At 63.3% G+C, this 26,526-nt stretch carries 29 protein-coding genes; 26 read left to right on the top strand and 3 right to left on the bottom strand.

From position 1 onward, the window contains the following. The first annotated feature begins 20 nt into the window (after positions 1 to 20). The 7 genes from FJW08_RS14890 (at position 21) to FJW08_RS14860 (ending at position 7,037) form a co-directional block, all read left to right on the top strand. A complete protein-coding gene (locus FJW08_RS14890) occupies positions 21 to 818 on the top strand; it encodes a transporter substrate-binding domain-containing protein (protein ID WP_140811215.1) in 798 nt (265 codons plus the stop codon). A gap of 255 nt (positions 819 to 1,073) precedes the next feature. Further along, the gene (locus FJW08_RS14885; RefSeq protein WP_140811213.1) at positions 1,074 to 1,883 is read left to right on the top strand and encodes an amino acid ABC transporter permease; all 810 of its coding nucleotides are present in this window, start codon (positions 1,074 to 1,076) and stop codon (positions 1,881 to 1,883) included. A gap of 56 nt (positions 1,884 to 1,939) precedes the next feature. Next, entirely contained in the window at positions 1,940 to 2,575 is a 636-nt protein-coding gene (locus FJW08_RS14880; RefSeq protein WP_140811211.1) for a class I SAM-dependent methyltransferase, read from the top strand. A 91-nt stretch (positions 2,576 to 2,666) separates the two neighbouring features. Further along, a complete protein-coding gene (locus FJW08_RS32375; protein WP_181182929.1) occupies positions 2,667 to 2,912 on the top strand; it encodes a hypothetical protein in 246 nt (81 codons plus the stop codon). A 69-nt stretch (positions 2,913 to 2,981) separates the two neighbouring features. Continuing rightward, positions 2,982 to 4,391, top strand: a complete 1,410-nt coding sequence (gene leuC / locus FJW08_RS14870; RefSeq protein ID WP_140763244.1) for a 3-isopropylmalate dehydratase large subunit — start codon at positions 2,982 to 2,984, stop codon at positions 4,389 to 4,391. Between the two features lie 156 nt (positions 4,392 to 4,547). Next, on the top strand, positions 4,548 to 5,744 hold the full coding sequence (locus tag FJW08_RS14865; protein ID WP_140811209.1) for a GGDEF domain-containing protein: 1,197 nt from the start codon (positions 4,548 to 4,550) through the stop codon (positions 5,742 to 5,744). Between the two features lie 75 nt (positions 5,745 to 5,819). Continuing rightward, positions 5,820 to 7,037: a GGDEF domain-containing protein gene (locus tag FJW08_RS14860; RefSeq protein WP_140811207.1), complete on the top strand. Its 1,218-nt coding sequence runs from the start codon at positions 5,820 to 5,822 to the stop codon at positions 7,035 to 7,037. Here the strand turns inward: FJW08_RS14860 and FJW08_RS14855 are convergent. Continuing rightward, positions 7,021 to 7,395, bottom strand: a complete 375-nt coding sequence (locus tag FJW08_RS14855) for a hypothetical protein (RefSeq protein ID WP_140763250.1) — start codon at positions 7,393 to 7,395, stop codon at positions 7,021 to 7,023. The two genes, FJW08_RS14860 and FJW08_RS14855, sit on opposite strands and share 17 nt — an antisense overlap. A 236-nt stretch (positions 7,396 to 7,631) precedes the next feature. Between FJW08_RS14855 and FJW08_RS14850 the strand changes: the two genes are divergently transcribed. The 9 genes from FJW08_RS14850 to FJW08_RS14815 all read left to right on the top strand — a co-directional run bounded on the left by FJW08_RS14850 (position 7,632) and on the right by FJW08_RS14815 (position 15,021). Further along, on the top strand, positions 7,632 to 8,057 hold the full coding sequence (locus FJW08_RS14850) for a hypothetical protein (protein WP_181182923.1): 426 nt from the start codon (positions 7,632 to 7,634) through the stop codon (positions 8,055 to 8,057). A 256-nt stretch (positions 8,058 to 8,313) separates the two neighbouring features. After that, complete coding sequence (gene sdhC / locus FJW08_RS14845) at positions 8,314 to 8,730, top strand: succinate dehydrogenase, cytochrome b556 subunit (RefSeq protein WP_140811205.1); 417 nt, start codon at positions 8,314 to 8,316, stop codon at positions 8,728 to 8,730. After that, positions 8,730 to 9,125 (top strand): succinate dehydrogenase, hydrophobic membrane anchor protein, encoded by a 396-nt coding sequence (gene sdhD, locus FJW08_RS14840; protein WP_027145531.1) that lies wholly within the window; start codon positions 8,730 to 8,732, stop codon positions 9,123 to 9,125. Before sdhC ends, sdhD begins: the two co-directional genes overlap by 1 nt. Before the next feature lie 4 nt (positions 9,126 to 9,129). Then, positions 9,130 to 10,965, top strand: coding sequence for a succinate dehydrogenase flavoprotein subunit (gene sdhA, locus FJW08_RS14835; RefSeq protein WP_140811203.1), 1,836 nt, complete (start codon positions 9,130 to 9,132; stop codon positions 10,963 to 10,965). 2 nt (positions 10,966 to 10,967) lie between these two features. Beyond that, positions 10,968 to 11,402, top strand: coding sequence for a DUF3052 family protein (locus FJW08_RS14830; RefSeq protein ID WP_140811201.1), 435 nt, complete (start codon positions 10,968 to 10,970; stop codon positions 11,400 to 11,402). Then, entirely contained in the window at positions 11,402 to 12,181 is a 780-nt protein-coding gene (locus FJW08_RS14825; RefSeq protein WP_140811199.1) for a succinate dehydrogenase iron-sulfur subunit, read from the top strand. Before FJW08_RS14830 ends, FJW08_RS14825 begins: the two co-directional genes overlap by 1 nt. Positions 12,182 to 12,651: 470 nt before the next feature. Further along, positions 12,652 to 13,923, top strand: a complete 1,272-nt coding sequence (locus FJW08_RS33260; protein ID WP_281408442.1) for a sulfatase-like hydrolase/transferase — start codon at positions 12,652 to 12,654, stop codon at positions 13,921 to 13,923. Continuing rightward, positions 13,878 to 14,294, top strand: a complete 417-nt coding sequence (locus tag FJW08_RS33255) for a sulfatase-like hydrolase/transferase (RefSeq protein ID WP_281408441.1) — start codon at positions 13,878 to 13,880, stop codon at positions 14,292 to 14,294. Before FJW08_RS33260 ends, FJW08_RS33255 begins: the two co-directional genes overlap by 46 nt. Before the next feature lie 94 nt (positions 14,295 to 14,388). Beyond that, positions 14,389 to 15,021, top strand: a complete 633-nt coding sequence (locus FJW08_RS14815) for a DUF480 domain-containing protein (RefSeq protein WP_140811197.1) — start codon at positions 14,389 to 14,391, stop codon at positions 15,019 to 15,021. 169 nt (positions 15,022 to 15,190) lie between these two features. Here FJW08_RS14815 and FJW08_RS14810 read toward each other — a convergent pair whose 3' ends face one another. After that, positions 15,191 to 15,616 (bottom strand): OsmC family protein, encoded by a 426-nt coding sequence (locus FJW08_RS14810; protein WP_140763274.1) that lies wholly within the window; start codon positions 15,614 to 15,616, stop codon positions 15,191 to 15,193. Between the two features lie 217 nt (positions 15,617 to 15,833). On the opposite strand from FJW08_RS14810, the gene FJW08_RS14805 reads away from it, so the two are divergent. From FJW08_RS14805 to FJW08_RS14795, 3 genes are all read left to right on the top strand, one after another. Then, positions 15,834 to 16,061: a hypothetical protein gene (locus FJW08_RS14805; protein WP_140763277.1), complete on the top strand. Its 228-nt coding sequence runs from the start codon at positions 15,834 to 15,836 to the stop codon at positions 16,059 to 16,061. Further along, positions 16,058 to 16,414: a YciI family protein gene (locus FJW08_RS14800; protein ID WP_140811195.1), complete on the top strand. Its 357-nt coding sequence runs from the start codon at positions 16,058 to 16,060 to the stop codon at positions 16,412 to 16,414. The genes FJW08_RS14805 and FJW08_RS14800 overlap by 4 nt, the downstream gene beginning before the upstream one ends. A gap of 137 nt (positions 16,415 to 16,551) precedes the next feature. Then, complete coding sequence (locus tag FJW08_RS14795; protein ID WP_140811193.1) at positions 16,552 to 17,082, top strand: hypothetical protein; 531 nt, start codon at positions 16,552 to 16,554, stop codon at positions 17,080 to 17,082. A 14-nt stretch (positions 17,083 to 17,096) separates the two neighbouring features. Here the strand turns inward: FJW08_RS14795 and FJW08_RS14790 are convergent, their stop codons facing one another. Further along, positions 17,097 to 18,356, bottom strand: coding sequence for a ubiquinone biosynthesis hydroxylase (locus FJW08_RS14790; protein WP_140811191.1), 1,260 nt, complete (start codon positions 18,354 to 18,356; stop codon positions 17,097 to 17,099). Between the two features lie 99 nt (positions 18,357 to 18,455). Here FJW08_RS14790 and tesB point away from each other — a divergent pair, with 99 nt between their 5' ends. From tesB to FJW08_RS14755, 7 genes are all read left to right on the top strand, one after another. After that, positions 18,456 to 19,316, top strand: a complete 861-nt coding sequence (gene tesB, locus FJW08_RS14785) for an acyl-CoA thioesterase II (RefSeq protein WP_140811189.1) — start codon at positions 18,456 to 18,458, stop codon at positions 19,314 to 19,316. Positions 19,317 to 19,616: 300 nt separating this feature from the next. Then, positions 19,617 to 19,955 (top strand): P-II family nitrogen regulator, encoded by a 339-nt coding sequence (locus tag FJW08_RS14780; protein WP_127280023.1) that lies wholly within the window; start codon positions 19,617 to 19,619, stop codon positions 19,953 to 19,955. A gap of 31 nt (positions 19,956 to 19,986) precedes the next feature. Then, positions 19,987 to 21,342, top strand: a complete 1,356-nt coding sequence (locus tag FJW08_RS14775; protein WP_140763292.1) for an ammonium transporter — start codon at positions 19,987 to 19,989, stop codon at positions 21,340 to 21,342. 330 nt (positions 21,343 to 21,672) lie between these two features. Next, a complete protein-coding gene (locus FJW08_RS14770; RefSeq protein WP_140763295.1) occupies positions 21,673 to 21,948 on the top strand; it encodes a hypothetical protein in 276 nt (91 codons plus the stop codon). A gap of 208 nt (positions 21,949 to 22,156) precedes the next feature. Further along, complete coding sequence (locus tag FJW08_RS14765; protein ID WP_140811187.1) at positions 22,157 to 24,814, top strand: DNA translocase FtsK; 2,658 nt, start codon at positions 22,157 to 22,159, stop codon at positions 24,812 to 24,814. 134 nt (positions 24,815 to 24,948) lie between these two features. Continuing rightward, entirely contained in the window at positions 24,949 to 25,629 is a 681-nt protein-coding gene (locus FJW08_RS14760; protein ID WP_140763300.1) for an outer membrane lipoprotein carrier protein LolA, read from the top strand. Between the two features lie 73 nt (positions 25,630 to 25,702). Continuing rightward, entirely contained in the window at positions 25,703 to 26,509 is an 807-nt protein-coding gene (locus FJW08_RS14755) for an exodeoxyribonuclease III (protein ID WP_140811185.1), read from the top strand. Positions 26,510 to 26,526 lie beyond the last annotated feature (17 nt).

The raw sequence follows: 26,526 nt of genomic DNA, 5'->3' as shown, positions 1-26,526 counted from the left end.
CAATTTTCGGGGAGTGTGTCATGACCAAATCGAAATTGCTGCTGGCCGGCCTGTTGGCTCTGGTCCTGGCGCCCGTTGCCGCCTTCGCGCAGGCGCTGCCCGATCTCGCCGGCAAGAAGGTCGTGGTGGTGACCGAAAACGCCTACCCGCCGCTGCAGTTCATCGATGCCAAGACCGGCAAACAGATCGGCTGGGAATATGACGCGATGAACGAGATCGCCAAGCGGCTGAATTTCAAGGTCGAGTACCAGAACACCTCCTGGGATGCGATGATCCAGGCGGTTTCCGACAACCAGTACAATATCGGCATGACCGGCATCACCATCAAGGACGACCGCAAGGAGAAGGTCGACTTCTCCGACCCCTACATGCGCTCGGAACAGTTCATGCTGGTGCGCGGCGACGAAAGCCGCTTCACCGACGCCAAGACCTTCGGCGCCTTCAAGGACGGACTGATCGGCGCACAGGCCGGCACCACGCCGTTCTACACCGCCGTCTACAGCGTGCTCGACGGCAATGAACAGAACCCGCGGATCAAACTGTTCGAGACGTTCGGCGCCACGGTTCAGGCGCTGAAATCCGGCGACGTCGATGTCGTGCTGACCGACGGCACCGCGGGCAAGGGCTATGTCGACGCTTCGGAGGGCAAGCTGAAGCTGATCGGCGGCCCGCTCGGCACCGAGGATTTCGGCTTCATCTTCCCCAAGGGGTCCGATCTGGTGAAACCGGTCAATGCCGCGATCGCCGCGCTCAAGGCGGATGGGACGCTGGATGCGCTGAACAAGAAATGGTTTCTTGATTACAAGATGGGGCAGTGAGCCAATCTTGTTGAAGGCGTCGTCTGAGGGGCAGGGAGTCGCGCTGAGTCTGCGCCTAGGCAGCCCCCTCTGCCCTGCTGGGCATCTCCCCCGCAAAGGGGGAGATCAGCAGCTTCAAGCTCGCCGCAAGTTCTGCAACGTTGAGAATTGGCGAAAGCCAAGACGACATCCAATCTCCCCCCTTGCGGGGGAGATGTCCGGCAGGACAGAGGGGGGTGCCTTGGCGCGTCCCTCTCTCAGTTCTTACGCCGCTTGATGGCGCCGCCCTCCATCTCCAAACCCGAATTCCCCTGGTGGCTCGCCGTTGCCGGCGTCCTTGCGCTGGCGGCCGCGCTCTTCATCGCCACCAGCGACCTCTACGCCCAGGTCTTCGCCACTGTCGCCAAGGGCATCGGCATCACCGTCTTCGTCACCGTGGTCGCCTTCGCCCTGGCGTCGATCATCGGCCTCGGCATTGCACTCATGGGCCTGTCGGGCTCGACCTGGCTGCGGCAGATCGCTCGCTTCTATGTCGAGATCATCCGTGGCGTGCCGATCCTGGTGCTGTTGTTCTGGATAGCGTTTGCCGGCGCGCCGGCCTTCGTCGCGGCCTGGAACGCGCTGACCGCCCCGCTGCAAAGCGCCGGCATTCTCGGCGAGCTGCTGGTGCGCGACATGTCGTTGCTGTGGCGCGCCATCATGGCGCTGACCATCGGCTATTCGGCCTTCATCTCGGAGGTTTTCCGGGCCGGCATCCAGTCGGTCGAGAAAGGCCAGATCGAGGCGGCGAAGGCTTTGGGGCTGAGCCGCGCGCAGCGCTTCCGGCTGGTCGTGTTCCCGCAGGCGATCCGCACCATCCTGCCGCCGCTCGGCAATGATTTCGTCGCCCTGGTCAAGGATTCCTCGCTGGTCTCGGTGCTCGGCGTCGCCGACATCACGCAGATGGGCAAGGTGTATGCGGCCGGCTCATTCCGCTTTTTCGAGACCTATTCGATAACGGCCTATATTTATCTCATCCTCACCGTCGGCCTGTCGCTGTCGCTCAGGGCGCTGGAGCGGCGTTTGCGCCGCCAGCACGAGGAATAGTTTTTCAGCCAGGACAGCGTTAGGCTCGGGCGGCGTACCGGAGGAGGAGCATGCCCATGAACATCGACAAGGCCAATGCGGCGCTGGATTCGGTCTACACGGCCGATACGCCCGAAACCCTGGCACAGGCCTATGCCGCATGGGCCGAGACCTATGACAGCGAGACCGCCTCGCTCGGCTATTTGCTGCCGTTCCTGATCACCGCCTGGGTGACGCGCCACGTGCCTGTAGGCGAAGGACCGCTGCTCGACGCCGGCTGCGGCACCGGCCTGTCCGGACCGTCGCTGAAGGCGTTGGGCTACGCCGACATTGCCGGGCTGGATCTCTCGAACGACATGCTCGAGATCGCCGGCAGCCGAAATGCCTACAGCGAACTGAAGCAGGCGATGTTGGGCCGGCCGCTGCCATGGCCGGACGGCCATTTCCGCGCCTTCTTCTCCACCGGTGTATTCACCATCAGCCACGCGCCGGCGTCTAGCCTGCACGAACTGGTGCGCATCACGAAAAAGGGCGGCCACGCCATCTTCACCGTGCGCGACCAGGTTTTCGAGAGTGGTGGCTTTCAGGCGGTTTTCGACGAATTGGAGCAGGCAGGAAAGTGGCGGGCGGTGGAGGCAAGCCCGTGGTTTCGCTGCTATGCGATTGCCGAGCCGGACGCGCTGGTGAGGACATTTGTGTTCGAGGTGATCTGAGCGGCGCCTTCTTTCCTTCTCCCCTTGTGGGAGAAGGTGGATCGGCGCGCAGCGCCGAGACGGTTGAGGGGTGCGTGACGGAGTGCCGTCGGTGCCAAGCTGGAACACCCCTCATCCGACCTCGCTTCGCGAGGCCACCTTCTCCCACAAGGGGAGAAGGAAAAAGCGCCGCTCCTCTCACCAATTGCCGAAAAGCCAAAACATTGCTATCTACCCGGCCATGGAAGAGCTTTTTGGCGATCCTGCTTACAAGGGATTCGTGCTGCAGGACAGAAAACGCCTGCCGTCGCGCTTTTCCGCGCGTGTGTCCGGCGCCCTGACCAGCCGACTTCGCTGATCCCTGACGGCCGGCCGCGGGCTTGCGGCATCAGCTCTTTCCCATTCTCATATCGACGGATTTACGCACATGAGCGCACCGCGCACCCTCTACGACAAGATTTTCGACGACCATGTCGTCGACCGCCAGGACGACGGCACCTGCCTGCTCTATATCGACCGCCACCTCGTCCATGAGGTGACCAGCCCGCAGGCCTTCGAGGGCCTGCGCATGAGCGGCCGGAAAGTCCGTCACCCGGAAAAGACGCTGGCCGTGGTCGATCACAATGTCTCGACCTCGCCCGAGCGCAAGTTCGGCATCAAGAACGAGGAAAGCCGCATCCAGGTCGAGGCGCTGGCCAAGAACGCCAGGGATTTCGGCGTCGAGTATTATTCCGAGAACGATATCCGCCAGGGCATCGTCCACATCATCGGACCCGAGCAGGGCTTTACGCTGCCCGGCATGACCATCGTCTGTGGTGACAGCCACACCTCCACCCATGGCGCTTTCGGCGCGCTGGCGCACGGCATCGGCACGTCCGAGGTCGAGCATGTGCTGGCGACGCAGACGCTGATCCAGCGCAAGGCCAAGAACATGCTGGTGCGCGTCGATGGCGTGCTGCCCGAAGGCGTCACCGCCAAGGATATCATCCTCGCCATCATCGGCGAGATCGGCACCGCCGGCGGCACCGGCTATGTCATCGAATATGCCGGCGAGGCGATCCGTGCGCTGTCGATGGAAGGTCGCATGACGATCTGCAACATGTCGATCGAGGGCGGTGCGCGCGCCGGCCTGATCGCGGCGGACGAGACCACCTTCGCCTATGTCAAGGACAAGCCGCGCGCGCCCAAGGGCGCTGCCTGGGACGCGGCGCTCGAATACTGGAAGACGCTGCGGACCGACGAAGGCGCGCATTTCGATAAGGTGATCGTGCTCGACGCGGCGAAACTGCCGCCGATCGTCTCCTGGGGCTCCTCGCCCGAGGATGTCGTCTCCGTGCAGGGCATCGTGCCGAACCCGGAAGACATCACCGACGAGAACAAGCGCAGCTCCAAGCTGCGCGCGCTCGACTATATGGGCCTGACGCCCGGGACGAAGATCACCGACATCACGCTCGACCGCGTCTTCATCGGCTCCTGCACCAATGGCCGCATCGAGGATCTGCGCGCCGTCGCCAAGGTGGTCGAAGGCAAGACGGTCAGCCCGCATGTCGATGCCATGATCGTACCGGGCTCCGGCCTGGTCAAGGAGCAGGCGGAAGCCGAGGGGCTGGACAAGATCTTCCTCGCCGCCGGTTTCGACTGGCGCGAGCCGGGCTGCTCGATGTGCCTGGCCATGAACGACGACCGGCTGAAGCCGCATGAGCGCTGCGCCTCGACCTCGAACCGCAATTTCGAGGGCCGGCAGGGCTTCAAGGGCCGCACCCATCTGGTGTCGCCGGCGATGGCGGCGGCGGCGGCGATCGCCGGCCACTTCGTCGACATCCGCGACTGGAAGTAGGCCGCCTCGATCCCGAGCGCATCCCGGGCCCGGACAGCATCGCTGTCCGGGCCTTTCTTCATTCACGGCGCCGCATATGCGCCTTCGCTTAACCGCTTGTTTGGGCTTGCCCTCTATGGTCTTCCCCGACGTCAAACGAGGGGAAGTCACGGTCCTTTGGACACTGGCCTGTTGATAGCGCTGCTCAATCCGACGATCGCGCTGGCGCTCGGCGCGGCGTTCCTCGTGCTGTGGTTCCATCAGCGCCACCGTCCCTATCTGGCGGTGCTGGCGCTCAGCTACTGCCTTTCGGCGCCCGGGTTCCTGTTCCAGTATTTCACCTTGCCCATCGGCCTGGCGCTGACCAAGCTGGTGTCGAACATCTGCTTCACCATCGCCGGCTGCTGCCTGTCCGGCGCCATCATCGCCCGCTATGGCAGGAAGGTGCCCGCAGTGGGGATCGCCGTTCTGGCGGGCGGCGGCCTTGCGGCATTCGCGTGGTTTCTGTTCGTCACGCCGGATCTCACCTGGCGCATCCTGGCGATGAATTTCGGCTTCGGTGGCGTCAGCCTGCTCGTCGCCGCCGAACTGCGGCCGGTGCGCAACAATGGCCCGACAGAAAAGATCCTGTTCGTGCTGTCGCTGCTGTCCAGCGTCAATTTCTTCGTGCGCACCCTGGTGGTGGTCATCGCGCACGGACCCTTCGCCAGCTATGACGGCTTCTACGACTCGTCCTACTGGACGACCGCGCTGTTGTCGCACGCGCTGCTGTCGCTACTGATCGCCCTTTGCCTCTTCACCGCCGCCGCGCTCGACGTGATGAAGGCGCTGAAGACGGAAACCCATACCGATCCGCTTTCGGGGCTGCTCAACCGCCGAGGATTCGAGGAGCGCGCCGCCATGCTGCTGCAGCATTGCGCCATGGCCAAATTCCCGGTGGCGCTGGTGCTGGCCGACCTCGACCATTTCAAGGCCCTCAACGATATGTACGGGCACGCGGCCGGTGACCGGGTGATCGCGGACTTCGCCGCCAAGCTGCGCTCGGCCACGGGAGCACGGGGTGCCGCGGGCCGCATCGGCGGCGAGGAGTTTGCCGTGCTCCTGCCACTGACCGATCTCGCCGCCGCCAGGCTGTTCGCCGAAGCGGTGCGCACACTCTATTCGGCGGGCGGCGTCGACGGGCTTCCCGCCGGCACGAAGGTCACCGCCAGCTTCGGCGTGGCGGCCCGCAGTGGTGACGAGACGCTGGAACCCTTGATGCGCCGGGCCGACGAGGCGCTTTACAAGGCCAAGAAAAATGGCCGCGACAGCGTGCGCCTCTCCTACGAGCGGCCGGAGACGGTGTTCGTGCCGGAGCCGCTCAGGGCCAGCTGATCGCCGCGTCCGCGCCTGGCGTTAACGTCTCTTTCGCCCGTCGATGCTTAGCTGCCGGCGGGGGTTTGAGGATCGATGAGCGGCGCCAACTTCATCCTGTTGATCAACCTGTCGGTCGCCGGCCTGCTGGCGGCATGCTTCATGGCGGTCTCGTTCCATGATGCCGGCCGCGCGCCTGCGCGCTGGCTGGCATCAGGCTACGTCCTGGGCATGGTATACTTTGCCATCGAATTCAGCATTCCCGCCTTCAGCGACGCGCGGCTTCCGGTGGTTGCCGCCTTCGCCGTTTTCCTTGGCGCCACCATTGCCTTCAATGGCGGGCTTGCCCAGAAATATGGCGTGGCACCGCCATGGACGCCGATGCTGTTCTTCCTGGCCGCCGCCACCATCACGGTCTATTTCGTGCAGGATCTCCCGCGCCAGTCGCTCACCCGCATGATGGCCTACCAGCTTCCCTACGCCGCGATGCAGTTCGTCGGCCTTGGCATCGTCTGGTCGTCGAGGCAAAGCCGTGGCCGGCTCGATCTGATCCTGATGGCGGTGCTTGCGGCCAGCGGCCTGCAGTTTGCCTCCAAACCATTTATCGCGCATGCGCTCGGCGGTTGGGGCGCCAATCCGCAGGCCTATCTGCAAAGCCGCTACGCATTGGTGTCGCAGTCGCTCGGCACTGTCTTCGGGCTGGCGCTGGCGCTGCTCATTCTGGCCATCCTGGTCCGCGACGTGCTTGCTGAAGTAATCTCGAAGTCGGAGGTGGACACGCTGTCGGGGCTCCTCAACCGTGGCGGCTTCACACGTCGCGCGGAGCTGGCCGTGCAGGACGCCACGCGCCTGGGCGTGCCGGTGGCAATGGTCATTGCCGATCTCGATCATTTCAAGACGATCAACGACAGCTTCGGCCATGCCTCGGGCGACCGGGTGATAGAGGCCTTCGCCGGCCTGCTGCGAGAGGCGGCGGAGGGCCATCACATTGTTGGCCGCATCGGTGGCGAAGAGTTCGCCATTATCCTGACAGGAGCCAATCTTGCGGCCGCCCGGCTGTTCGCGGAAGGCACCCGCCACGCATTCGGCGCGTTGCCCATCAACGGGTTGCCGGCCGATAGCCGCTGCACGTCGAGTTTCGGCATTGCCGAGCTTCACATGGGCGAGGGTTTCCCCGACCTGATGCGGCGTGCGGATGAAGCGCTCTACCTGGCAAAGAATGCCGGGCGCGACTGCGTTCGTGTCTCCACCGGGCCAGCCGATGGGCTGGCCCTGGTAAAAATCGGCCAGGCCCGTATCAGCGGCAGGGGCTGAGCTCCGGCATCTCGCCGTCGGAAAGGCCGTACATATAGGAGCGGCCCTTGACGAACACAGGCGGGCGATAGCAACCCCCGTCGCCCGATATGTCGTCGGATTCGTTCTGGTAGATCACCTTGGGCTGGCCGGCGCTGGTGTAGTCGGACAGTTGCCTGGCCAGCTTGCCTTCGCCGACGATGATGCGCTTGTAGCCGGCGGCGCTGTCGATGACGAGATTGCCGAACGAATCGGCGTAAACGCGGTCGTGATGGCGCAAGCCGGCCTCGGCCGGCGCGGCCACCGCAACGGCAAGTGCTGTCAGCGTGACCGCGACGCTTGCCAGCACTAATTTGGCCCGTACTGATTTAGAACGCATGTCGCTCTCCCTTCGTCGGCGCGAGAGAGATCGCGCCCGATCCGATCCGAATCGGAAATTAACCCTTTCTTAACCTTTGTTAAGGGGAGGGGCGGCTCGATGGCCGTTTCTTAATGAACATGGTTAATTTTGTGGTTCGCCGCCGATGTCCCCAACCGGTCGACATGGCCGGTCGGGGTAAACTTGATCTTGGCGTGCCGCGTGGCTAGCGTGCCTGCGGCATGGGGGCGCAGCACATGATGTTTGGCCGAACGGTTCGGGTGTCGTTCGCTATTCCGCTGCTTCTCGCGGCCGGTGCCTGTGTACCGGAAGACGGCGCGCCCAAGGCCGCGAGCACGGTTACACCCGTGGTGGCGCCTGCCGCTTCCGCCCAGCAACAGCCCGCGCCACCGGCGACCAAGATCACCACGGATCTCACCGCGCCACGCCTCACCACGGGCATGGCCACCTATAGATGTGGCAATGGCGGCATGATCACCATCCAAAATCTCGGCGCGTCGCTGCGGGTGGTCGGGCAGGAAGGCGCCACCGAGGAGTTCGCGGCGTCGCCGGCCAACCAGAGCAGCCGCTACCAGGCGGTCACGCATGACGCAATCGTGATCGACGGACGCGAAGCGCTGGTGATGAAGAGGGGGTCGACGCCGCAGACCTGCACGCGGTGAGGCAAATCTCGACTCGGCCGAACCCTGGGCCAGACATGCTGCACCGCAGCGATATCGAGCCGGCTTCGGGTGTTCAGCCCCTAATCGATTGAAGCCGCATCCGGCGCTTTAGTCAGACTAAATTACGTTTTCGAAACGGTTTTCTGGCTTTGACGCGGTGCAAAAAGAGCATTAGAAACCGGCTGTCCGAAGTCGCAACCGGAAGCGGCAATGCCGCATTTCCACCTGAGGCGGGAGACGCCGAACTGGGGCAGCCATGAGCAAATCACCAGCCACCCATGCCAGACGCGAACGGCCGCTTTCGCCGCACCTGACGGTCTACCGGCCGCCGATCACCATGACGATGTCGATCATCCATCGCATCACCGGGGGCGCGCTCTATTTCGGCACGCTGCTGGTCCTCGTCTGGCTGATGGCGGCGGCATCCTCGCAGCCGGCTTTCGACTGGGTGAACTGGGCTTTCGGCACGTGGCTCGGCCGACTCATCCTGTTCGGCTACACCTGGGCGCTGATGCATCACATGCTGGGTGGTGTCCGCCATCTGATCTGGGATACCGGCGCCGGCCTTGAAAAACACACGGCCTCGAGGATCGCCTGGGCGACGCTTGCCGGCTCGGTCCTGCTCACGCTCTTGATCTGGATCGCCGGCTACATGGCGCGGGGAGCTTTGTGATGAGTGCGAAAAACACCGACATGCGTACCCCGCTGGCCAAGGTGCGCGGCCTGGGCTCAGCCCGCGAAGGCACCGGGCATTTCTGGCGCCAGCGGTTGACGGCGATCGCCAACATCCCGCTGATCCTGTTTTTCACCGGCTTCCTGATCGCGCTCAACGGCGCCGGCTATGCGCAGGTGCGGGCGGCGCTCGCCAACCCGTTCGTGGCGCTGGTCATGGCCCTGGTGCTCATCTCGCCGCTCTATCATATGCGGATCGGCATGCAGGTGATCATCGAGGACTATGTGCATGGCGAAGGCATGAAGCTTGCGCTGATCGCCCTCAACACATTCTTCACCATAGCGGTCGGCGTCGCTTCGCTCTTCGCCCTGCTGAAACTGGCATTCGGAGGCTGAAGTCTTGGCCCAGGACACGAAATCAGCCAATGCGGCAGGCTACACCTTTGTCGACCACAAATTCGACGTGGTCATCGTCGGCGCCGGGGGCGCTGGCCTGCGCGCCACTCTCGGCATGGCCGAACAGGGGCTGCGCACCGCCTGCATCACCAAAGTGTTCCCGACGCGCTCGCATACGGTCGCCGCGCAAGGCGGCATCGCCGCCTCGCTCTCCAATATGGGTCCGGATTCCTGGCAGTGGCACATGTACGACACCGTCAAGGGATCGGACTGGCTGGGCGATGTCGATGCCATGGAATACATGGTGCGCGAGGCGCCGGCGGCGGTTTACGAACTCGAACATTACGGCGTGCCGTTCTCGCGCACCGAAGAGGGCAAGATCTACCAGCGGCCGTTCGGCGGCCATATGATGAACTATGGCGATGGCCCGCCCGTGCAGCGCACCTGCGCCGCGGCTGACCGCACCGGCCACGCCATCCTGCACACGCTCTACGGCCAGTCGCTGAAGAACAATGCGCAGTTCTTCATCGAGTATTTCGCGCTCGACCTGATCATGGAGCCGGACGGCACCTGCGCCGGCGTCGTGGCGTGGAATCTCGATGACGGCACCATACACCGCTTCTCGGCCAAGATGGTGGTGCTGGCGACCGGCGGTTATGGTCGCGCCTATTTCTCCGCCACCTCGGCGCACACCTGCACCGGCGACGGCGGCGGCATGGCCGCACGGGCCGGGCTTCCGCTCCAGGACATGGAGTTCGTGCAGTTCCATCCGACCGGCATTTACGGTGCCGGCTGTCTGATCACCGAGGGCGCGCGCGGCGAGGGCGGCTACCTCGTCAACTCCGAGGGCGAGCGCTTCATGGAGCGCTACGCGCCGTCGGCCAAGGACCTCGCCTCGCGTGACGTGGTCTCGCGCTGCATGACGCTGGAAATCCGCGAGGGCCGCGGCGTCGGCAAGAACAAGGACCACATCTTCCTGCACCTCGATCATCTCGATCCGGCGGTCTTGCACGAAAGGCTTCCGGGCATTTCGGAGTCGGCAAAAATCTTCGCCGGCGTCGATCTGACCAAGGAGCCGATCCCGGTGCTGCCGACGGTGCACTACAATATGGGCGGCGTGCCGACCAATTACTGGGGCGAGGTGCTCAACCCGACAGCCGATAATCCCGACCGGGTCTCGCCCGGCCTGATGGCGGTCGGCGAGGCGGGCTGCGCTTCCGTGCACGGCGCCAATCGGCTGGGTTCGAACTCGCTGATCGATCTGGTGGTGTTCGGCCGCGCCGCTGCGATCCGCGCCGGCCAGGTCATCGACCGCAAGGCGGCGATCCCGTCGCCCAACCAGGCTTCGGTCGACAAGATCATGGATCGCTTCGACCGGCTGCGCCACGCCAACGGCTCGACGCCGACGGCGGTTCTGCGCGAAAAGATGCAGAAGGCGATGCAGCAGGACGCGGCGGTGTTCCGTACGCAGGAATCGCTCGAAAACGGGTGCAAGCGCATTTCTGAAATCTGGACCGAGCTCAAGGACGTCAAAGTCTTCGACCGCTCGATGATCTGGAATTCGGACCTGGTCGAGACGCTGGAGCTGGAAAACCTGATGGCCAACGCCATCACCACCGTCCATGGCGCCGAGGCGCGCAAGGAGAGCCGTGGCGCGCATGCGCGGGAAGATTTTTCCGCCCGCGACGACGCCAACTGGCGCAAGCACACGCTCGCCCATCTCGGCGAGGACGGCGCGGTGACGCTGACCTACCGGCCGGTGCACACCGAGCCACTGGTGCCCGAAAAGGACGGCGGCATCAGTCTCGCAAAGATCGCGCCGAAGGCCAGGGTGTACTGACGATGGCGACGGCGGCGGGATATTCCGATACGCCCCTCCCGGCCAAGCTCGGCCTGAAGGACGGTATGATCGCCGCCTTCATCGCGCTGCCAAGGGAACTCGAGAGCCTCACCGAAGCCGTTGATTTTGCCGAGGTCGACCGGTTGGCCGAATGGTCCGGCATTTCGGGCGCAACCCTGAAATACGACGCCGTTCACGCCTTCACCCGGCAGCGCGCCGAGATCGAGGATCGCCTTGGCGCACTCGAGACGGCGATCAAGCGCGACGGCATGGTCTGGGTCTCCTGGCCGAAGAAGGCGTCGAAAGTGCCCACCGACGTCACCGAGGGCATTGTCCGCGCTGAAGCGCTCAAGCTCGACCTTGTCGACGTCAAGGTCGCCGCCGTGAATGAAATCTGGTCCGGGCTGAAGCTCGTCATCCGAAAGGACCTGAGGTAATGGTCGAACTCACCCTCCCCAAGAACTCGAAGATCCAGCAGGGCAAGACCTGGCCGAAGCCGGAGGATGCCACCAATCTGCGCGAATATCGCATCTATCGCTGGTCGCCGGACGATGACGAGAACCCGCGCATGGACACCTATTTCGTCGACATGGACGATTGTGGGCCGATGGTGCTCGACGCGCTGCTCTGGATCAAGAACAAGATCGACCCGACGCTGACCTTGCGCCGCTCCTGCCGCGAAGGCATTTGCGGCTCCTGCGCCATGAACATCGACGGCTCGAACACGCTCGCCTGCACCAAGGGCTGCGACGACGTTTCAGGGGCGATCAAGGTCTATCCGCTGCCGCATATGCCCGTGATCAAGGACCTGGTGCCCGACCTCACCAATTTCTACGCCCAGCATGCCTCGATCGAGCCATGGCTGAAGACGGTGTCGCCAACGCCGGCCAAGGAATGGCTGCAGAGCCACGAGGACCGCGAGAAGCTCGACGGGCTCTACGAATGCATCCTGTGCGCCTGCTGCTCGACCTCGTGCCCGAGCTACTGGTGGAACGGCGACCGCTATCTCGGCCCGGCGACGCTGCTGCAGGCCTATCGCTGGCTGATCGACAGCCGCGACGAGGCCAAGGGAGAACGCCTCGACAATCTGGAAGACCCGTTCCGGCTCTATCGCTGCCACACCATCATGAACTGCGCGCAGACCTGTCCCAAGGGGCTGAACCCCGCGAAGGCGATCGCCGAGATCAAGAAAATGATGGTGGAGCGGCGCGTCTGACGGCGATCGTTTTTCTCTTCTGTGCGCCTTCGGCGACACGGCTGCCGAGATCAAGAAGATGATGGTGGAGCGAAGGGTATAGTAAACCCCCAAAGGCAGTCCTTTCCCTGATCGAAGACTTGGCTTCCTGATCGAAACGCCGAATCGCTCACACTCAACATGACGCATGCCACCGCCAACCGGCGCCATGGGCATTAGATGGTGCAGTGATTGTCGCGGACGGATCCGCCTTGCTCTGCCAGCTCTTGTTGCATGGGCCGCTGACCGCGATTGAAATGCTGACGCGCGCCGAACGCCACCATCGTTGTTTCCAAGCATGTCGCTCGGCAAGACCTAGGACACCTCTGGCGACATATTAGCAATCGCGCAAGCAAGCGTCGTTTATACCCGGAATCACACAGCATTGCCTTAGTATAGTTTTAAGCGATCTTCGATATCCACTTTCGAGATCGTCGACCGAGTGCAAAGTGATGCGCGCCTTCACCATGAGTCGTTACTGGGTATCTGGACCATTGATCATCACCGCGACGGTGGGATCGCTCACTTGGCTTGTGTCGCTGATTTATTTTCAGGAGAAGGGGCTGCTCGCGGCTCTCGGCGTGGGAGTCCTGATCCCGCTGCTCTTGCTGGATCGTTTCCAGAGTAAAAAGGCGGATCAGTCAGCAAGCAGGTGGTTCAAGGTCTATTTCTCCCTCTTTCCGTGCCTCCTTTTCCTCGCATATGTCTATCTCGAAAGCGTCTTCGGCTATTTTGATTGGGGCGCGATGCTCATGCATGTCGATGCGGGCATCCTGACGCCCGGTGTCGTTCTTGAATATCTGATGAATACCGGAAGCACGATACTGGTCATCGCAGTCGTTCTCTTCGGCCTTGGCGCACTGAAGGCGCGCGGCACGCTGACAAGAGGTTTGGACGTCGCCTTGATGGCATTCTTTCTGGCGGCAAACCCCATGCTGACCCGTCCGATCTCGGCAGCGATCCATCCCAACCCGCTCCATGACCTCCTGTCCACACGGTTCGTCGATATCGCTCCGTTGACAAGGCCGGACGCCGGAACGGAGTCCGCCGCCGCCACGCCAAAGAATCTCGTCCACATCTTCATCGAAAGCGCCGAGCGCACCTACATGAATGAGGCGGAGTTCGGCGACGTCATGGGCCCGCTGATCGAGTTCGACAAGCGTGGCCTCTCGGCGACCAACATGGTGCAGCTTGCCTACACCAATAACTCCATGGCCGGGATGGTGGCGGCGAACTGTGGAACGCCGTTGCTGATGACGTACTTCACGACGCGCCAGTATCTGGAGGAGAATTCGCAATTCCTGCCAGGCCTGACTTGCCTGGGCGACATTCTGAAGGCACGGGGCTATCAGCAGAGTTTCATATCCGGTTGGCCGCTCAGCTTCACCGGTCAAGGATCATTCTATGCCACCCATGGCTACTCGTCGCTTTTTGGTGGATCAGAGGTGGTGGCTGCCGTCCCCGGAAAAGGCAGCGCTTTCGGCGCCGACGATGCCCAGGTTCTGGATATGGGTCTCGATGTCTTGCGGCGTGCGCGCCGGAATGGCGAACCGTTCTCGTTGACGATCGCCGTCAGTGGCGGGCATGCGATAGATGGCTATCTGACCGAAAAATGTACCGGCAAGACAGGGCTTCCTCCGCAAACCCCCAACATTCTCCATGCGGTGAATGCACGAACATGCTCATCGCGGATTTCATTCACGAGGCCGAGGCCGAGGGCCTGATGAAGGACACCGTGCTGGTGCTGCAAAGCGACCACCTTTCAGCGCCAAGTGCGGTGACGGATATCCTGAACAAATACGAGCGACGCAACTTTTTCTCTGTATCGGGCGATGGCGTTCCCTCGAAAACGTATGCCGGGCTCTCGGGCACGATCGACATATTTCCCACAATTCTGGACGCATTAGGCCTGCCGCTGGCGAATGGCCAGGCTGCCTTTGGCGTTTCTTTGCTCAGGGATCGGCCGATGCTGGTCCAGGTCCTTGGACAGGCTCAGTTCGATGATGCGATCTATGCCGAGGATGTGCTCGTCAGATCGTTCTGGCAGCTGAAACCAGTGCGGACGGCTGTGGCGCCTAGGGCTGATGCGCGCTAATGCCAACGCGGGCGCCCGATGACGTTCTGCCCTGTCGCAAGGCTTTGATGTCTGTCAAAATCATCAGCGCCGACAAACAGCGAATAGTTATCCAATGACCGACCCTGACCTTCCCATCCTCTCCCCCATCGAAGCGCGCGTGCTTGGCTGCCTGATCGAGAAGAAGGAACTGACGCCGGACGTCTATCCGCTGACGCTCAACGCGGCACTTGCGGCGGCCAACCAGAAGACGGCGCGCGAGCCTGTGATGGCGCTGGAGCAGACGGAGGTGCACCGGGCCCTGAAGCTGCTCGAGCAGAAGGGACTCGTGCGGCAGATGTTCGGCTCGCGGGTGGAGCGCTACGAGCATCAGATGGCGCAGCGCTTCTCGCTGACCACGCCGCAGACCGCGCTGCTCGGCCTGCTCCTGCTGCGCGGACCGCAGACGGCGCATGAACTGCTGGCGCGCGCTGAGCGCATGGCGCGGTTTGCGTCGATCGAAGACCTGCGCGCAGAACTCGACATGCTGATCGGTCGCCGGCCGCCGCTGGTCCAGGAAATCCCGCGCGGGCCAGGCCAGCGCGAAGACCGCTATGTGCATCTGCTTTCTGGACCTGTGGACGTTGCAGCTCTATCGGCGCAACGGAGTGCGCCGGCTATGCCTGCCTCCGACCTGGAAGCGCGGTTGGACGCGTTGGAACAGGAAGTTGCGGCCCTACGCGCCCGGCTTGATGCGCTGGGCGGTTGAGGCCGCCAATCTGGGACGTCGGCGGGCCAGCGCCCCCCTCTGTCCTGCCGGACATCTTCCCCACTAGGGACCACGAGGGGGGAGATTGGATGTCGGGACCGCTTTCGCCAATCTCCAATGCTGAAACGCCGACCTTGGGGCCGGCGTTTGTCATTTCAGGCCAAGCTCATCAGCCCAGCCTGGCGTCGAGCGAAACCTTGATCGCGCCGAGCGCCTGGGAGACCGGGCATTCGGCCTTGGCCTTTTCGGCCAATTCCTTGAATTTCGCGGCATCGATGCCGGGCACCTTGCCGACCAGCGTGATCGCGCTGCCGGTGATGCCGGTGCCGGGAACCAGCGTCACAACGGCCTTGGCGTCGAGCTCGGCTGCGGGGGTGCCGTTCTCGGCCAGGAAATGCGAGAGCTGCATGGCGTAGCAGCCGGCATGGGCAGCAGCGATCAGTTCTTCCGGATTGGTTCCGGATTTGCCGCTTTCGTCCTCGAAGCGCGCCTTGAACGAATAGGGCGTACCGTTCAGGGTTCCGCTCTGCGTGTCGAGCGTGCCCTTGCCCTCTTTCAGATTGCCTTTCCAGACGGCGTTTGCGGTGCGGTCCATGGAGTCCTCCTGGGTTGTCGTGAACTTGTCCTGGGTGAGCCAGCGTCAGGCCAACTATAGCGCGAGTGGGCGCGAAGACCACTGCGCTGTTTGGACCACCGCACGATGACGGCCTCTTTCTCTTCCGGGAAAAAATAAGCCTGCAAAAATGTCGGCTTCCATCCGGTCCGGCCGTCCTGCGGGCGGCCACGGGTTTTGTGGTCGGATGGAGGTTCACATGGACAATCTGTTTTTCGTGCTGTGGAAGAGGCCGGGCCGTAGGCTGGAGCGACAGGAAGACTTCTGGCTGGACCCGCCGGCGTCCGGCTTCGGCAGGTTGCTGGCGGCGGTTGCCATCATCGCGGTCGCGGCATGCCTTCTCGACCATGCGGCGGCGGTCGCGGGCAAGGCTGACACGGTTGTCGCCGCATCCTATGGTTTGTCACAGGAAGGGAGCTTGAAATGAAATACGTCTGCCTGGTCTATGGTGAGGAAAAAGATCTTTACGCGCTGACCTCCGAGGGTGCCGCCAAGCTCGACGCGGATTCGCTGGCCTATGACAGGTCATTGGATCAGCAAGGCAAGCTGATCATCGCGCAGGCGCTGCAATCGGTAAAGACAGCCAAGAGCGTGCGTCGGCGCAAGGGCAAGAGACTTGTCACCGACGGGCCGTTCGCCGAAACCAAGGAGCAGTTGCTCGGTTTCGTCATGATCGAAGCGAAGGATCTCGACGAGGCGCTGGACATCGCCGGCGAGATTCCGCTGGCCGAAATCGGCACCATCGAGGTGCGCGCGATCTACAAAGTGCCGGGGTCATAATTCCCTGTCATGCGTTGCGGTCCCTTGGAAACCGAGGGCGGTCGAGCGAGCGTCCCCGTTTGCCGGGCTCAATTCTTGCGTGTTGAAGCGAGCCACGAGTTCTCCTATCGTCGCCCAGGACTTTGGGGGATCTGGACATGCCTTTCCTGATTGCTGTCCTTGGCGTGCTCGGAGCGGCGGCGTTGTGGTGGTATCGGATGAAGGCCATGAACGACGCCGCGCGCGAGGTCGCCGACGTCGTCGGGCGCGTGCAAGGCAACATCAGGCGCAAGAAGCTGCGCAAGCAGGCCGCACTGTCGCCGCTGACGGCGATCGACGATCCGGTGGTGGCCGCCGCGACGCTGATCACCGCGATGGTTTCGGAAGGTGGCCCGGTTCTGCCGCAGCGCGAGGCCGTCATTCGGGAGGTGATTTCGCAGATCGCGGACGGCCAGAAGAAGACCGACGAGGCGGTTGTCTATGCCAAGTGGGCTGCCTCGCAGATAGATGACACCACCATCGTCATCGACAAGTTGGCGCCCTTCTTGCGCGAACGCCTCGACCCGAACGAACGGGACGATCTGCTGCAGATGCTGAACCGGGTGGCCCAGAGCGGAGAGCAGCGCCTGAAGATTGCGGATCAGCGCATGCTACGACTGCGCCAGAAGCTCGGCTTCGAGGTCAACTAATCCGCGACGGGCGATCAGATCGCCTCGCCCTTCAGCAGTCGCGGCGTGCCGGCCGAAAGCCCCGACGCCTGGCGGATGAAGAACTCCTTCAGCCGTGGCATGCGTTCGACGAGGCCGAGGCCGATGTCGCGGACGGTGCGCAGCGGGGTGATGTCGTTGGAAAACAGCCGGTTCAGCACATCGGTCGTGATGCCCATCTGCACCGTGTCGAAACGGCGCCATTGCTGGTAGCGCTCCAGCACGTCGAGCGCGCCGATGTCCTGGCCGAGCCGGTCGGCCTCGACGATCACCTCGGCAAGTGCGGCCACATCCTTGAAGCCGAGATTGAGGCCCTGGCCGGCGATCGGATGGATGCCATGAGCGGCATCGCCGGCAAGCGCGATGCGTGGCGCGACGAAGGCGCGCGCGATGGTCAGGCCGAGCGGCCAGGCGCGCGGCTTGTCGGCAACGCGAATCTCGCCGAGCTTCAGGCCAAAACGCTGTTCGAGTTCATGTTCGAAGACGAGATCGTCGCCTTCCACGAGCTTTTTCGCATCTTCCGCCCGTTCGACCCAGACGATCGACGAGCGGTTGGTACCGTCCTCGTCGGGTTTCAGCGGCAGCGTGGCGAAGGGGCCGGGGGGAAGGAAATGTTCTTCGGCGCGGCCATTGTGCGGGCGTTCATGCGTCACGGTGCAGACGATGCCGGACTGGCCGTATTCCCATTTGACCGTCTTGATGCCGGCCATGTCGCGCAGTTTCGAATTGACACCGTCGGCGGCAACCAGCAGCCGCGCCGCCAACGTGGCGCCGTCGGCAAGATGCACCGTGATGCCGGCGCCATTGGTCTCAAAACCTTGCACCGCCACCCCTTCGATGATGTCGATGCCGAGCTTTTCGGCCTTGGATCGCAGGGCGCCGTTCAACGCCCTGTTGGCGACCATGTGCGCGAAGGGTTCGCCCGGCGCCACTTCGCCGCCGAAGGTCAGGAAGATCGGGCGCACCGGATCGGCGCTGCGTGAATCGGTGATGATCATCTCGGTGATCGCCTGCGCCCGCGGCGCGATCTCGGCCCAGACGCCGAGCTGGTCGAGCATGCGGCAGGCGGCCGCGGCGATGGCCGAGGCGCGGCCATCCTTTTGCCAGGAACCGGCGGGCGCCGCGTCGACCAGCGCCACGGTGAGGCCCGGGCGGGCCTGCTTCAGCGAGACCGCGGCGGCCAGCCCGACATAGCCGGCGCCGGCGACGAGGACATCGAGCCCGGCCCTTGTCTTGGCGTCCGCCTTGCGTTCCATTGTCTTGGCTCCTTGCGCGCCCACCGGGGCCTGCGCCCTTGACGGCTCGTTGTTCCTGTCGGAAACCGCCATAGCAATTTTGCGGCGAGGTCACAAAACATGACGGCGGCGATCGACGAGCTTCTGCGCATTCTCGACCTCGAGAGGCTGGAACACAATCTGTATCGTGGTCGCAGCCCCCAGGTGGAGTGGCAGCGCGTGTTCGGCGGCCAGACCATCGCCCAGGCGCTGGTGGCTGCGCAGCGAACGGTGGAGCCGGACCGTTTCGTGCATTCGCTGCACGGCTATTTCATGCGCCCGGGCGACATCAAGGTGCCGATCATCTACGAGGTCGACCGCATCCGAGACGGCGGCTCCTTCACCACGCGGCGTGTGCTGGCGATCCAGCACGGACAGGCGATCTTTTCGCTGGAGGCTTCGTTCCAGGTCGACGAGAAGGGGCTCGAGCACCAGTTCGCGCTCCCCGACGACGTGCCGCCGCCGGAAGGGCTGAAGACGCAGCGCGAGCTGCTCGAAACGGCCGACCGGGTGCCGGAGGCGGTGCGCCGCTTCTGGGCCCGCGAACGGCCGCTGGAACTGCGGCCCGTCAATCTCCAGCACTATGAGAGCCGCGACAAGCTGCCGCCCCGGCAGAATGTCTGGATCCGCCTTGCCGGCCCCGTTCCCGACGATCGCGCGCTGCAGTCGGTGCTGCTCGCCTATCTCTCCGACATGACGCTGCTCGACACCTCGACCTTCGCGCATGGGCGCGGCCTGTTCGATCCAGACATCCAGGCCGCCAGCCTCGACCATTCGATGTGGTTCCACCGGCCGCATCCGCTCGACGGCTGGCTGCTCTATGCGCAGGACAGTCCCTCGAGTTCGGGATCGCGCGGTTTCAGCCGTGGCACGCTCTATGCCCGTGACGGCACGCTGATCGCCTCGATGGCACAGGAAGGCCTCATCCGGCTCAAGCGTTGAGCATCGCGAGTCTTGTTTGAGCAAGATTCCTTCCGAAAGCCGGTTCCATATTTTGTGGTCATGCTCAAAGCCGGCAAAGTAGGCAATTTCGTAAAAATGCCTATTTTTTTAGCACATGGTGCGGCGCAGACGCAGGCACCTGTCGGCGCTGGTCGCTTCATTCCCTTTGTTTACAATAGGTTAACACCCTGCTTCGGCACTTGGCACGGAGCTTGAATCCTTGGGGGCACTCTCCGGGCTCTTTGGGATCGGTGAAGGTGTGCAAACGCGGGGGACCGCAACAGCAAAGGGTGAAACCTTATGAAAATCGTGATGGCAATCATCAAGCCGTTCAAGCTGGACGAGGTGCGCGAGGCGCTCACCGCCGTCGGCATCCAGGGCCTGACCGTCACCGAAGTCAAAGGCTACGGGCGTCAGAAGGGACATACGGAAATCTATCGCGGGGCGGAATACGCGGTCTCCTTCCTGCCGAAGATCAAGATCGAAGTCGCGGTCGCGGCGGACATGGTCGACAAGGCCGTCGAAGCCATCACCGCCGCAGCCAAGACCGGCCAGATCGGCGACGGCAAGATCTTCGTCTTCGGCATCGACCAGGCGGTGCGCATCCGTACCGGCGAAACAGACACCGACGCGCTCTGAGCGGCGAACACGTATTCCAATGGAGAGTTCAATGAATATTCCTTCCACCTTGAAGACGACGGGAAGGGCGGCCCTTCTGGGCTCGCTCGCTCTCGCAGCATTGGGCAGCGTCGCCGCCTTCGCGCAGGAAGCCGCACCCGCTGCCGCGGCTGCCGCGCCGGCTGCCACTCCGGCCCCGGTGCTCGACACCGGCAACACCGCCTGGATGCTGACCTCGACGGCGCTGGTGCTGATGATGACCATCCCGGGCCTGGCGCTGTTCTACGGCGGCATGGTGCGCAAGAAGAACGTGCTCGCCACCATCATGCAGAGCTTCGCCATCACCTGCCTGGTGACGGTGCTGTGGTTCATGTTCGGCTATTCGCTGGCCTTCTCCGACGGCGGTGGCATGAATGCCTATCTCGGCGGCGCCTCGAAATTCTTCCACCACGGCATCACCACCGCCAGCCTGTGGTTGCCGGGTGTGGCCAACATCCCTGAATTCGTCTTCTCTATGTTCCAGATGACCTTCGCCATCATCACGCCGGCGCTGATTGCCGGCGCCTTCGCCGAACGCTTCAAGTTCTCGGCACTGCTGATCTTCATGGCGCTGTGGCTGCTGATTGTCTACGTGCCGATCGCGCATTGGGTCTGGGGTGGCGGCTTCCTCGGTACGGCTGGCGTTCTCGACTTCGCCGGCGGCACGGTCGTCCACATCAATGCCGGTGTCGCGGGCCTCGTCTGCGCGCTGGTGCTTGGCAAGCGCGAAGGCTATGGCACCACCAACATGGCGCCACATAACCTTGTCTATTCGGTCATCGGCGCATCGCTGCTGTGGGTCGGCTGGTTCGGCTTCAACGCCGGTTCGGAACTGGCGGCCGACGGCCTTGCCGGTGCCGCCATGCTCAACACCCAGGTTGCCACAGCCGCCGCGGCACTGGCCTGGATGTTCGCCGAATGGATCATCGCCAAGAAGCCTTCCGTGCTCGGCATCATCTCGGGCGCCGTCGCCGGCCTCGTCGCGGTGACACCGGCTTCCGGTTTCGTCAACCCGACCGGAGCCTTCATCGTCGGTATCGTCGCCGGCGTCGTCTGCTACCTCTCGGCGGTCAAGGTGAAGCACATGTTCGGCTATGACGACTCGCTCGATGCCTTCGGCGTGCATGGCGTCGGCGGCGTGGTCGGCGCCCTGCTGACCGGCGTGCTTGCCGACCCGGCGATCAACAGCCTTTCGTCGGGCGCTTCGCTCGGCAAGCAGATCTACGGTGTCGCCGTCACCATTGTTTGGACGGCGGTTGCGACCTTCGTCATCCTCTATGTCGTCAAGGCGCTGGTCGGCCTGCGTCCGTCGACCCAGGAAGAGGTCGAAGGCCTCGACATCTCTCAGCATGGCGAAGTGGTGCCGTAAGGCATCCTTGCCAATGGGGCCGGCGGAACCCTCCTCCCGCCGGCCCCATATCTCCCACGCAATTCCGGACGGAAAACCGCCAAAGCACTTTTCCTGGAATTGCTTTGAAAAGCATCCCGTCGTGACGTCCTCCAAAGGGCCTCACGCCTTGAGGCCCGGATCGCTCCGGGCCTCTTTTTTTGGAAATTCGTTCTGGTGAAGATCAACTTCGCGCAATCACGTTCGCGTGAAAAAAATTCTCGAGGAAACATCGACCGCCCTGTCTCCGAACTGTGGAGGCGACCGTCGGTCTGACGCTCGCGTTTTTGAACACAGGGAAGGAATTTTCACATGAACCTCAAGAATATCTGCCTCGGGGCACTCGCGCTTTCCATGGTCAGCGGCTTTGCATTTGCCGGCGCATTGGACGAGCCGGACAACATGGCGCCGTTCTTCACCGATTCCAGTATGAAAACCATGAAACCGATGGCGGAATTCAAGGCTGCCTTCATGGCCATGCCGAAGGAGAAGCAGGACGCCATGATGAAGGAATGCCAGGATGCGGCGATGAGCAAGCCGCACGCCGAGTTCTGCGCCAATGTGAAGATGCTCGGCGGCAGCAAGTAACACGCTGCCCGACCCAACGAATGGATGGCGGGCCAGGGCGCCCGCCATTTTCATGTGGTGCGAGCACTGGCAGGTCTCGACGTCAAAAGGACGGTCGCCGGCAGACTTATAGTTAATGCGCCCTTAACCTTCCCACGCCTAGTCTGGCATCCGAATCTGCCGGAGTGCGTCATGTGCTCGGGCCAGGCAATCACTGACGGGGAAGAGCATGCGTTCAGGGGCTTCAGCACCGCTCGCGCTGACCGATACGGGGCACGGCATCCAGGCATTCGCGCGGCGCCAGGTCGGCCGTCTGGTCGGCGCCGGCCTGTTTGTGTTCACCGCCTTCGCCGTCGCAAGCCTCGCGACCTGGAATGTCGCCGACCCGAGCTTCTCGCACGCCACCGCCAACATCGTCACCAACGCCATGGGTTATGCCGGCGCGGTCTTCTCCGACCTCGCCATGCAGTTCTTCGGCCTTGCCGCGGTCGCCGCGCTGGTTCCGGCCGTCGTCTGGGGCTATCTCCTGTTTTCGGCGCGGGGCGTCGACAGGCTGCCCAAGCGCGGGCTGTTCTGGTTCGGTTTCGCGCTGCTCGCAGCCGCGATCGCGGGCTGCATCGTTCCGCCCAAGACCTGGCCGCTGCCCACCGGCCTCGGCGGCGTCTTCGGCGACATGGTGCTCAAGATTCCCGGCGTCCTCATCGGCGGCTATCCGACCGGGCTGATCGCCAGCGTGCTCGCCATATTGCTGGCTGCACCCGCGCTCTGGCTGTTCGCCTATGGCGCGGCGCTGATCGGGCGCAAGAACGGCTTCGCCGTGATGGAAGAACCGGCTGCCGCGGACCCGCGCGAGGACGAGTTCCTGTTCGACAATGACGAGGACGAGGGCGACGAGGGCATGCTGGCGCTCGGCGCAATTACACATTGGTGGCTTTCGTTCCGCGCCTGGATGCATCGCCGCGCGGTGCGCCGCAGGCAGGAGCGCGACGAGTTCGAACCGGAGATGGAGCCGCGCGCCAGCGCCTGGCGCCGTGCCGCCGAACGGGTCGAATCGGCCGAATTCGCAGAATCCCGCATGAGCCAGGACGGCCGCGCCCGTGTCGAACCGGAATTCTTCGCCGCCATGGTCAACGACCGCGGCGTTTCTGTCGATCCGGCCGACGACGATGTCTTCGGCCGCGACGATGACGACATGGATTTCGACGACGAGCCGGTTGCCCAGCGGCGGGCCCCCGCGGCCAAGGTCCAGCAGTTCCGTTCCGATGCCGCCACCCGGGTCGAGGCGCCGGCGGCGCGACCCGTGCCGGGCGCCCGCGTCCAGCGCGAGGCGCAGACCTCGCTGATCGGCTCGGACACGTTCGAAATGCCGTCACTGCATTTCCTGTCCGAACCGAAGAACGTCGCGCGCGACCCAAGTCTCTCGAAGGATGCGCTGGAACAGAACGCGCGCCTGCTCGAAGGCGTGCTGGAGGATTTCGGGGTCAAGGGCGAGATCATTGCTGTTCGCCCGGGTCCGGTCGTCACCCTTTACGAGCTCGAACCCGCGCCGGGCATCAAGTCGTCGCGCGTCATCGGCCTGTCCGACGACATCGCGCGCTCGATGAGCGCGATTGCCTGCCGCGTCGCCGTCGTACCCGGCCGCAACGCCATCGGCATCGAACTGCCCAATGCCAAGCGCGAGACGGTTTATCTCAGAGAGATCATGGCCAGCCGCGATTTCGAGACGACCAAGGCCAAGCTGGCGCTGGCGCTGGGCAAGACCATCAATGGCGAGGCCGTCATCGTCGACATCGCCAAGATGCCGCACGTGCTGGTCGCCGGCACCACCGGTTCGGGCAAGTCGGTCGCCATCAACACCATGATCCTGTCGCTGCTCTACCGGCTGACGCCGCAGGAATGCCGGCTGATCATGATCGACCCGAAAATGCTCGAACTTTCCGTCTATGACGGCATTCCGCATCTCTTGACGCCGGTCGTGACCGACCCGAAGAAGGCGGTGGTGGCGCTGAAATGGACCGTGCGCGAGATGGAGGACCGCTACCGCAAGATGTCCAAGGTCGGCGTGCGCAACATCGACGGTTTCAACGCGCGCGTGCAACAGGCCGAGAAGAAGGGCGAAAAGATCTCGCGCACCGTGCAGACCGGCTTCGACCGCCAGACCGGCGAGGCGATCTACGAGACCGAGAATCTCGATCTCGAGCCGATGCCCTATATCGTCGTCATCATCGACGAAATGGCCGACCTGATGATGGTCGCCGGCAAGGACATCGAAGGCGCCGTCCAGCGCCTGGCGCAGATGGCGCGTGCCGCCGGCATCCATGTCATCATGGCGACGCAACGTCCTTCGGTCGACGTCATCACCGGCACCATCAAGGCCAATTTCCCGACCCGCATCTCCTTCCAGGTGACGTCCAAGATCGACAGCCGCACCATTTTGGGCGAGCAGGGCGCCGAGCAGCTGCTCGGCATGGGCGACATGCTCTACATGGCCGGCGGCGGCCGCATCCAGCGCGTGCACGGGCCGTTCGTCTCCGACGACGAGGTCGAGAAGATCGTCGGGCACCTGAAGCTGCAGGGCGTGCCGGAATATCTCGACGCCATTACCGAGGATGACGGCGAGGACGACGACGAGCCGTCCGGCAAGGGCGGTTCCGGTGGCGGAGGCGGTGGCAATTTCGAGGATTCCGACGATCCCTACGACCAGGCGGTCTCAGTGGTGCTGCGCGATGGCAAGGCCTCGACCAGCTACATTCAGCGGCGTCTGGGCATCGGCTATAACAGGGCCGCCTCGATCATCGAGAAGATGGAAAAGGAAGGCATTGTCGGCCCGGCCAACCATGCCGGAAAACGCGAAATCCTGGTGCCGACCGAAGACGACAAATTCTGACAGTGGAGAGTTCGCGGCAACTTCGAACCTTCTGGCGCGTTCAACCGGCTGAGCAGCCATCGCCTCGCCAAACTTCAGCCCAACTGGGGGTTCACGACAGCGACCAGATCAGGAATCAGACGAGAGTGACCGATATGAAAAACGATCTTTCAGCACTCAGCGATCTTGCCCCGACCCGCCGCCAGTTGCTTGGCCTCGGCCTGGTGTTCGCGGGTGCCGCCGCGCTCAACGTGGTGCCCGGATTCGAGCTGCTGGCCTCGGCGCAGGCGGCCGTGCCTGCGGCGGCGCAAAAGATCGCCGACCATTTCTCGGCGGTCAAATCGATGAGCGGCGAATTCGTCCAGTTCGGCCCCAAGGGCGAGCAGACCGGCGGCAAATTCTTCCTGGAACGGCCGGGCAAGATCCGCTTCAACTACGACGGGGCTTCGGATTTCCGAGTGATTTCCGACGGCAGGTCGGTTGTCATCCTCAACAAGAAGCTAAACACGTCGGACCTCTATCCGCTTTCGAAGACGCCGCTGAAGCTGCTGCTAGACGACCGGATCGACCTCTCCGGCGACCGCGTCAAGAGCGTCAAGGAAGAAGACGACCTCACCACCATCCAGCTCTCCGACAAGTCGGTTTTCGGCAATGCGCGAATCACCATGATGTTCGACCCGAAAACCTATGATCTGCGGCAGTGGACGATTACCGACGCGCAGGGCAAGGACACGACGGTGATGATCTTCAACACCAAGGAAGGGGTCAGTTTCGCGCCCGACACCTTCGCCATCGACTATACGGCCAACCGCGAACTGAACACCAAGACACGGTAGTCTTCGTCGCCTCGCTTGTTTTTCCGGTGTGCGGCTGGCAGTAGTTCGGCGATCTATCGCCGGACCTTGCCGCATGCCCTTTTCCATCGCCACCTGGAACATCAACTCCGTGCGCCTGCGCATGCCGATCATCGAACGCCTGCTCGATGAATACGCGCCCGATGTGCTCTGCCTGCAGGAGACCAAGGTCCCGGACGAGCTGTTTCCTGAAAAGGCGTTCCGCAAGATCGGCTATCCCTACATCGCCTTCCATGGCCAGAAGGGCTATCACGGCGTGGCGACGGTGGCGAGGCGGCCGATCGAGGTAGTCGAAAAGCGCCGTTTCTGCGATATCGAGGACAGCCGGCATCTGTCGGTGACGGTGCGGGCCGGCGGCAAGACGATCCTGCTGCACAATTTCTACGTGCCCGCAGGCGGCGACGAGCCGGATCCCGAGATCAACAGGAAGTTCAGGCACAAGCTCGATTTCGTCGCCGAGATGAACGCCATCCGGGCGGAGCATGGCGAGGTGTCGGCCTCGGTGCTGGTCGGCGACCTCAACATCGCGCCGCTGGAGCATGACGTCTGGTCGCACAAGCAACTGCTCAACGTGGTCAGCCACACGCCGGTCGAGACCGAAAACTTCGAGGCGATGCGGCTCGCCGGCGGCTGGGTCGACCTGATGCGGCTCAACGTGCCATCGGAACAGAAGCTCTACACTTGGTGGAGCTATCGGGCGCAGGATTGGGAGGCGTCCAATCGCGGCCGGCGGCTCGACCATGTCTGGTCGTCGCCAAACCTGGTGCCTGATTTTGCCGGCTACGAAATCCTGAAGGCGGCGCGCGGTTGGGACCGGCCGTCGGACCATGTGCCGGTGATTGCCAGGTTCGATCTGGATTAACAGATTCGTCGATAAAA

Source organism: Mesorhizobium sp. B3-2-1 (genome assembly GCF_006439515.1).
Classification (GTDB): Bacteria; Pseudomonadota; Alphaproteobacteria; order Rhizobiales; family Rhizobiaceae; genus Mesorhizobium.
This window is presented reverse-complemented; position numbering and strand designations above follow the sequence as displayed.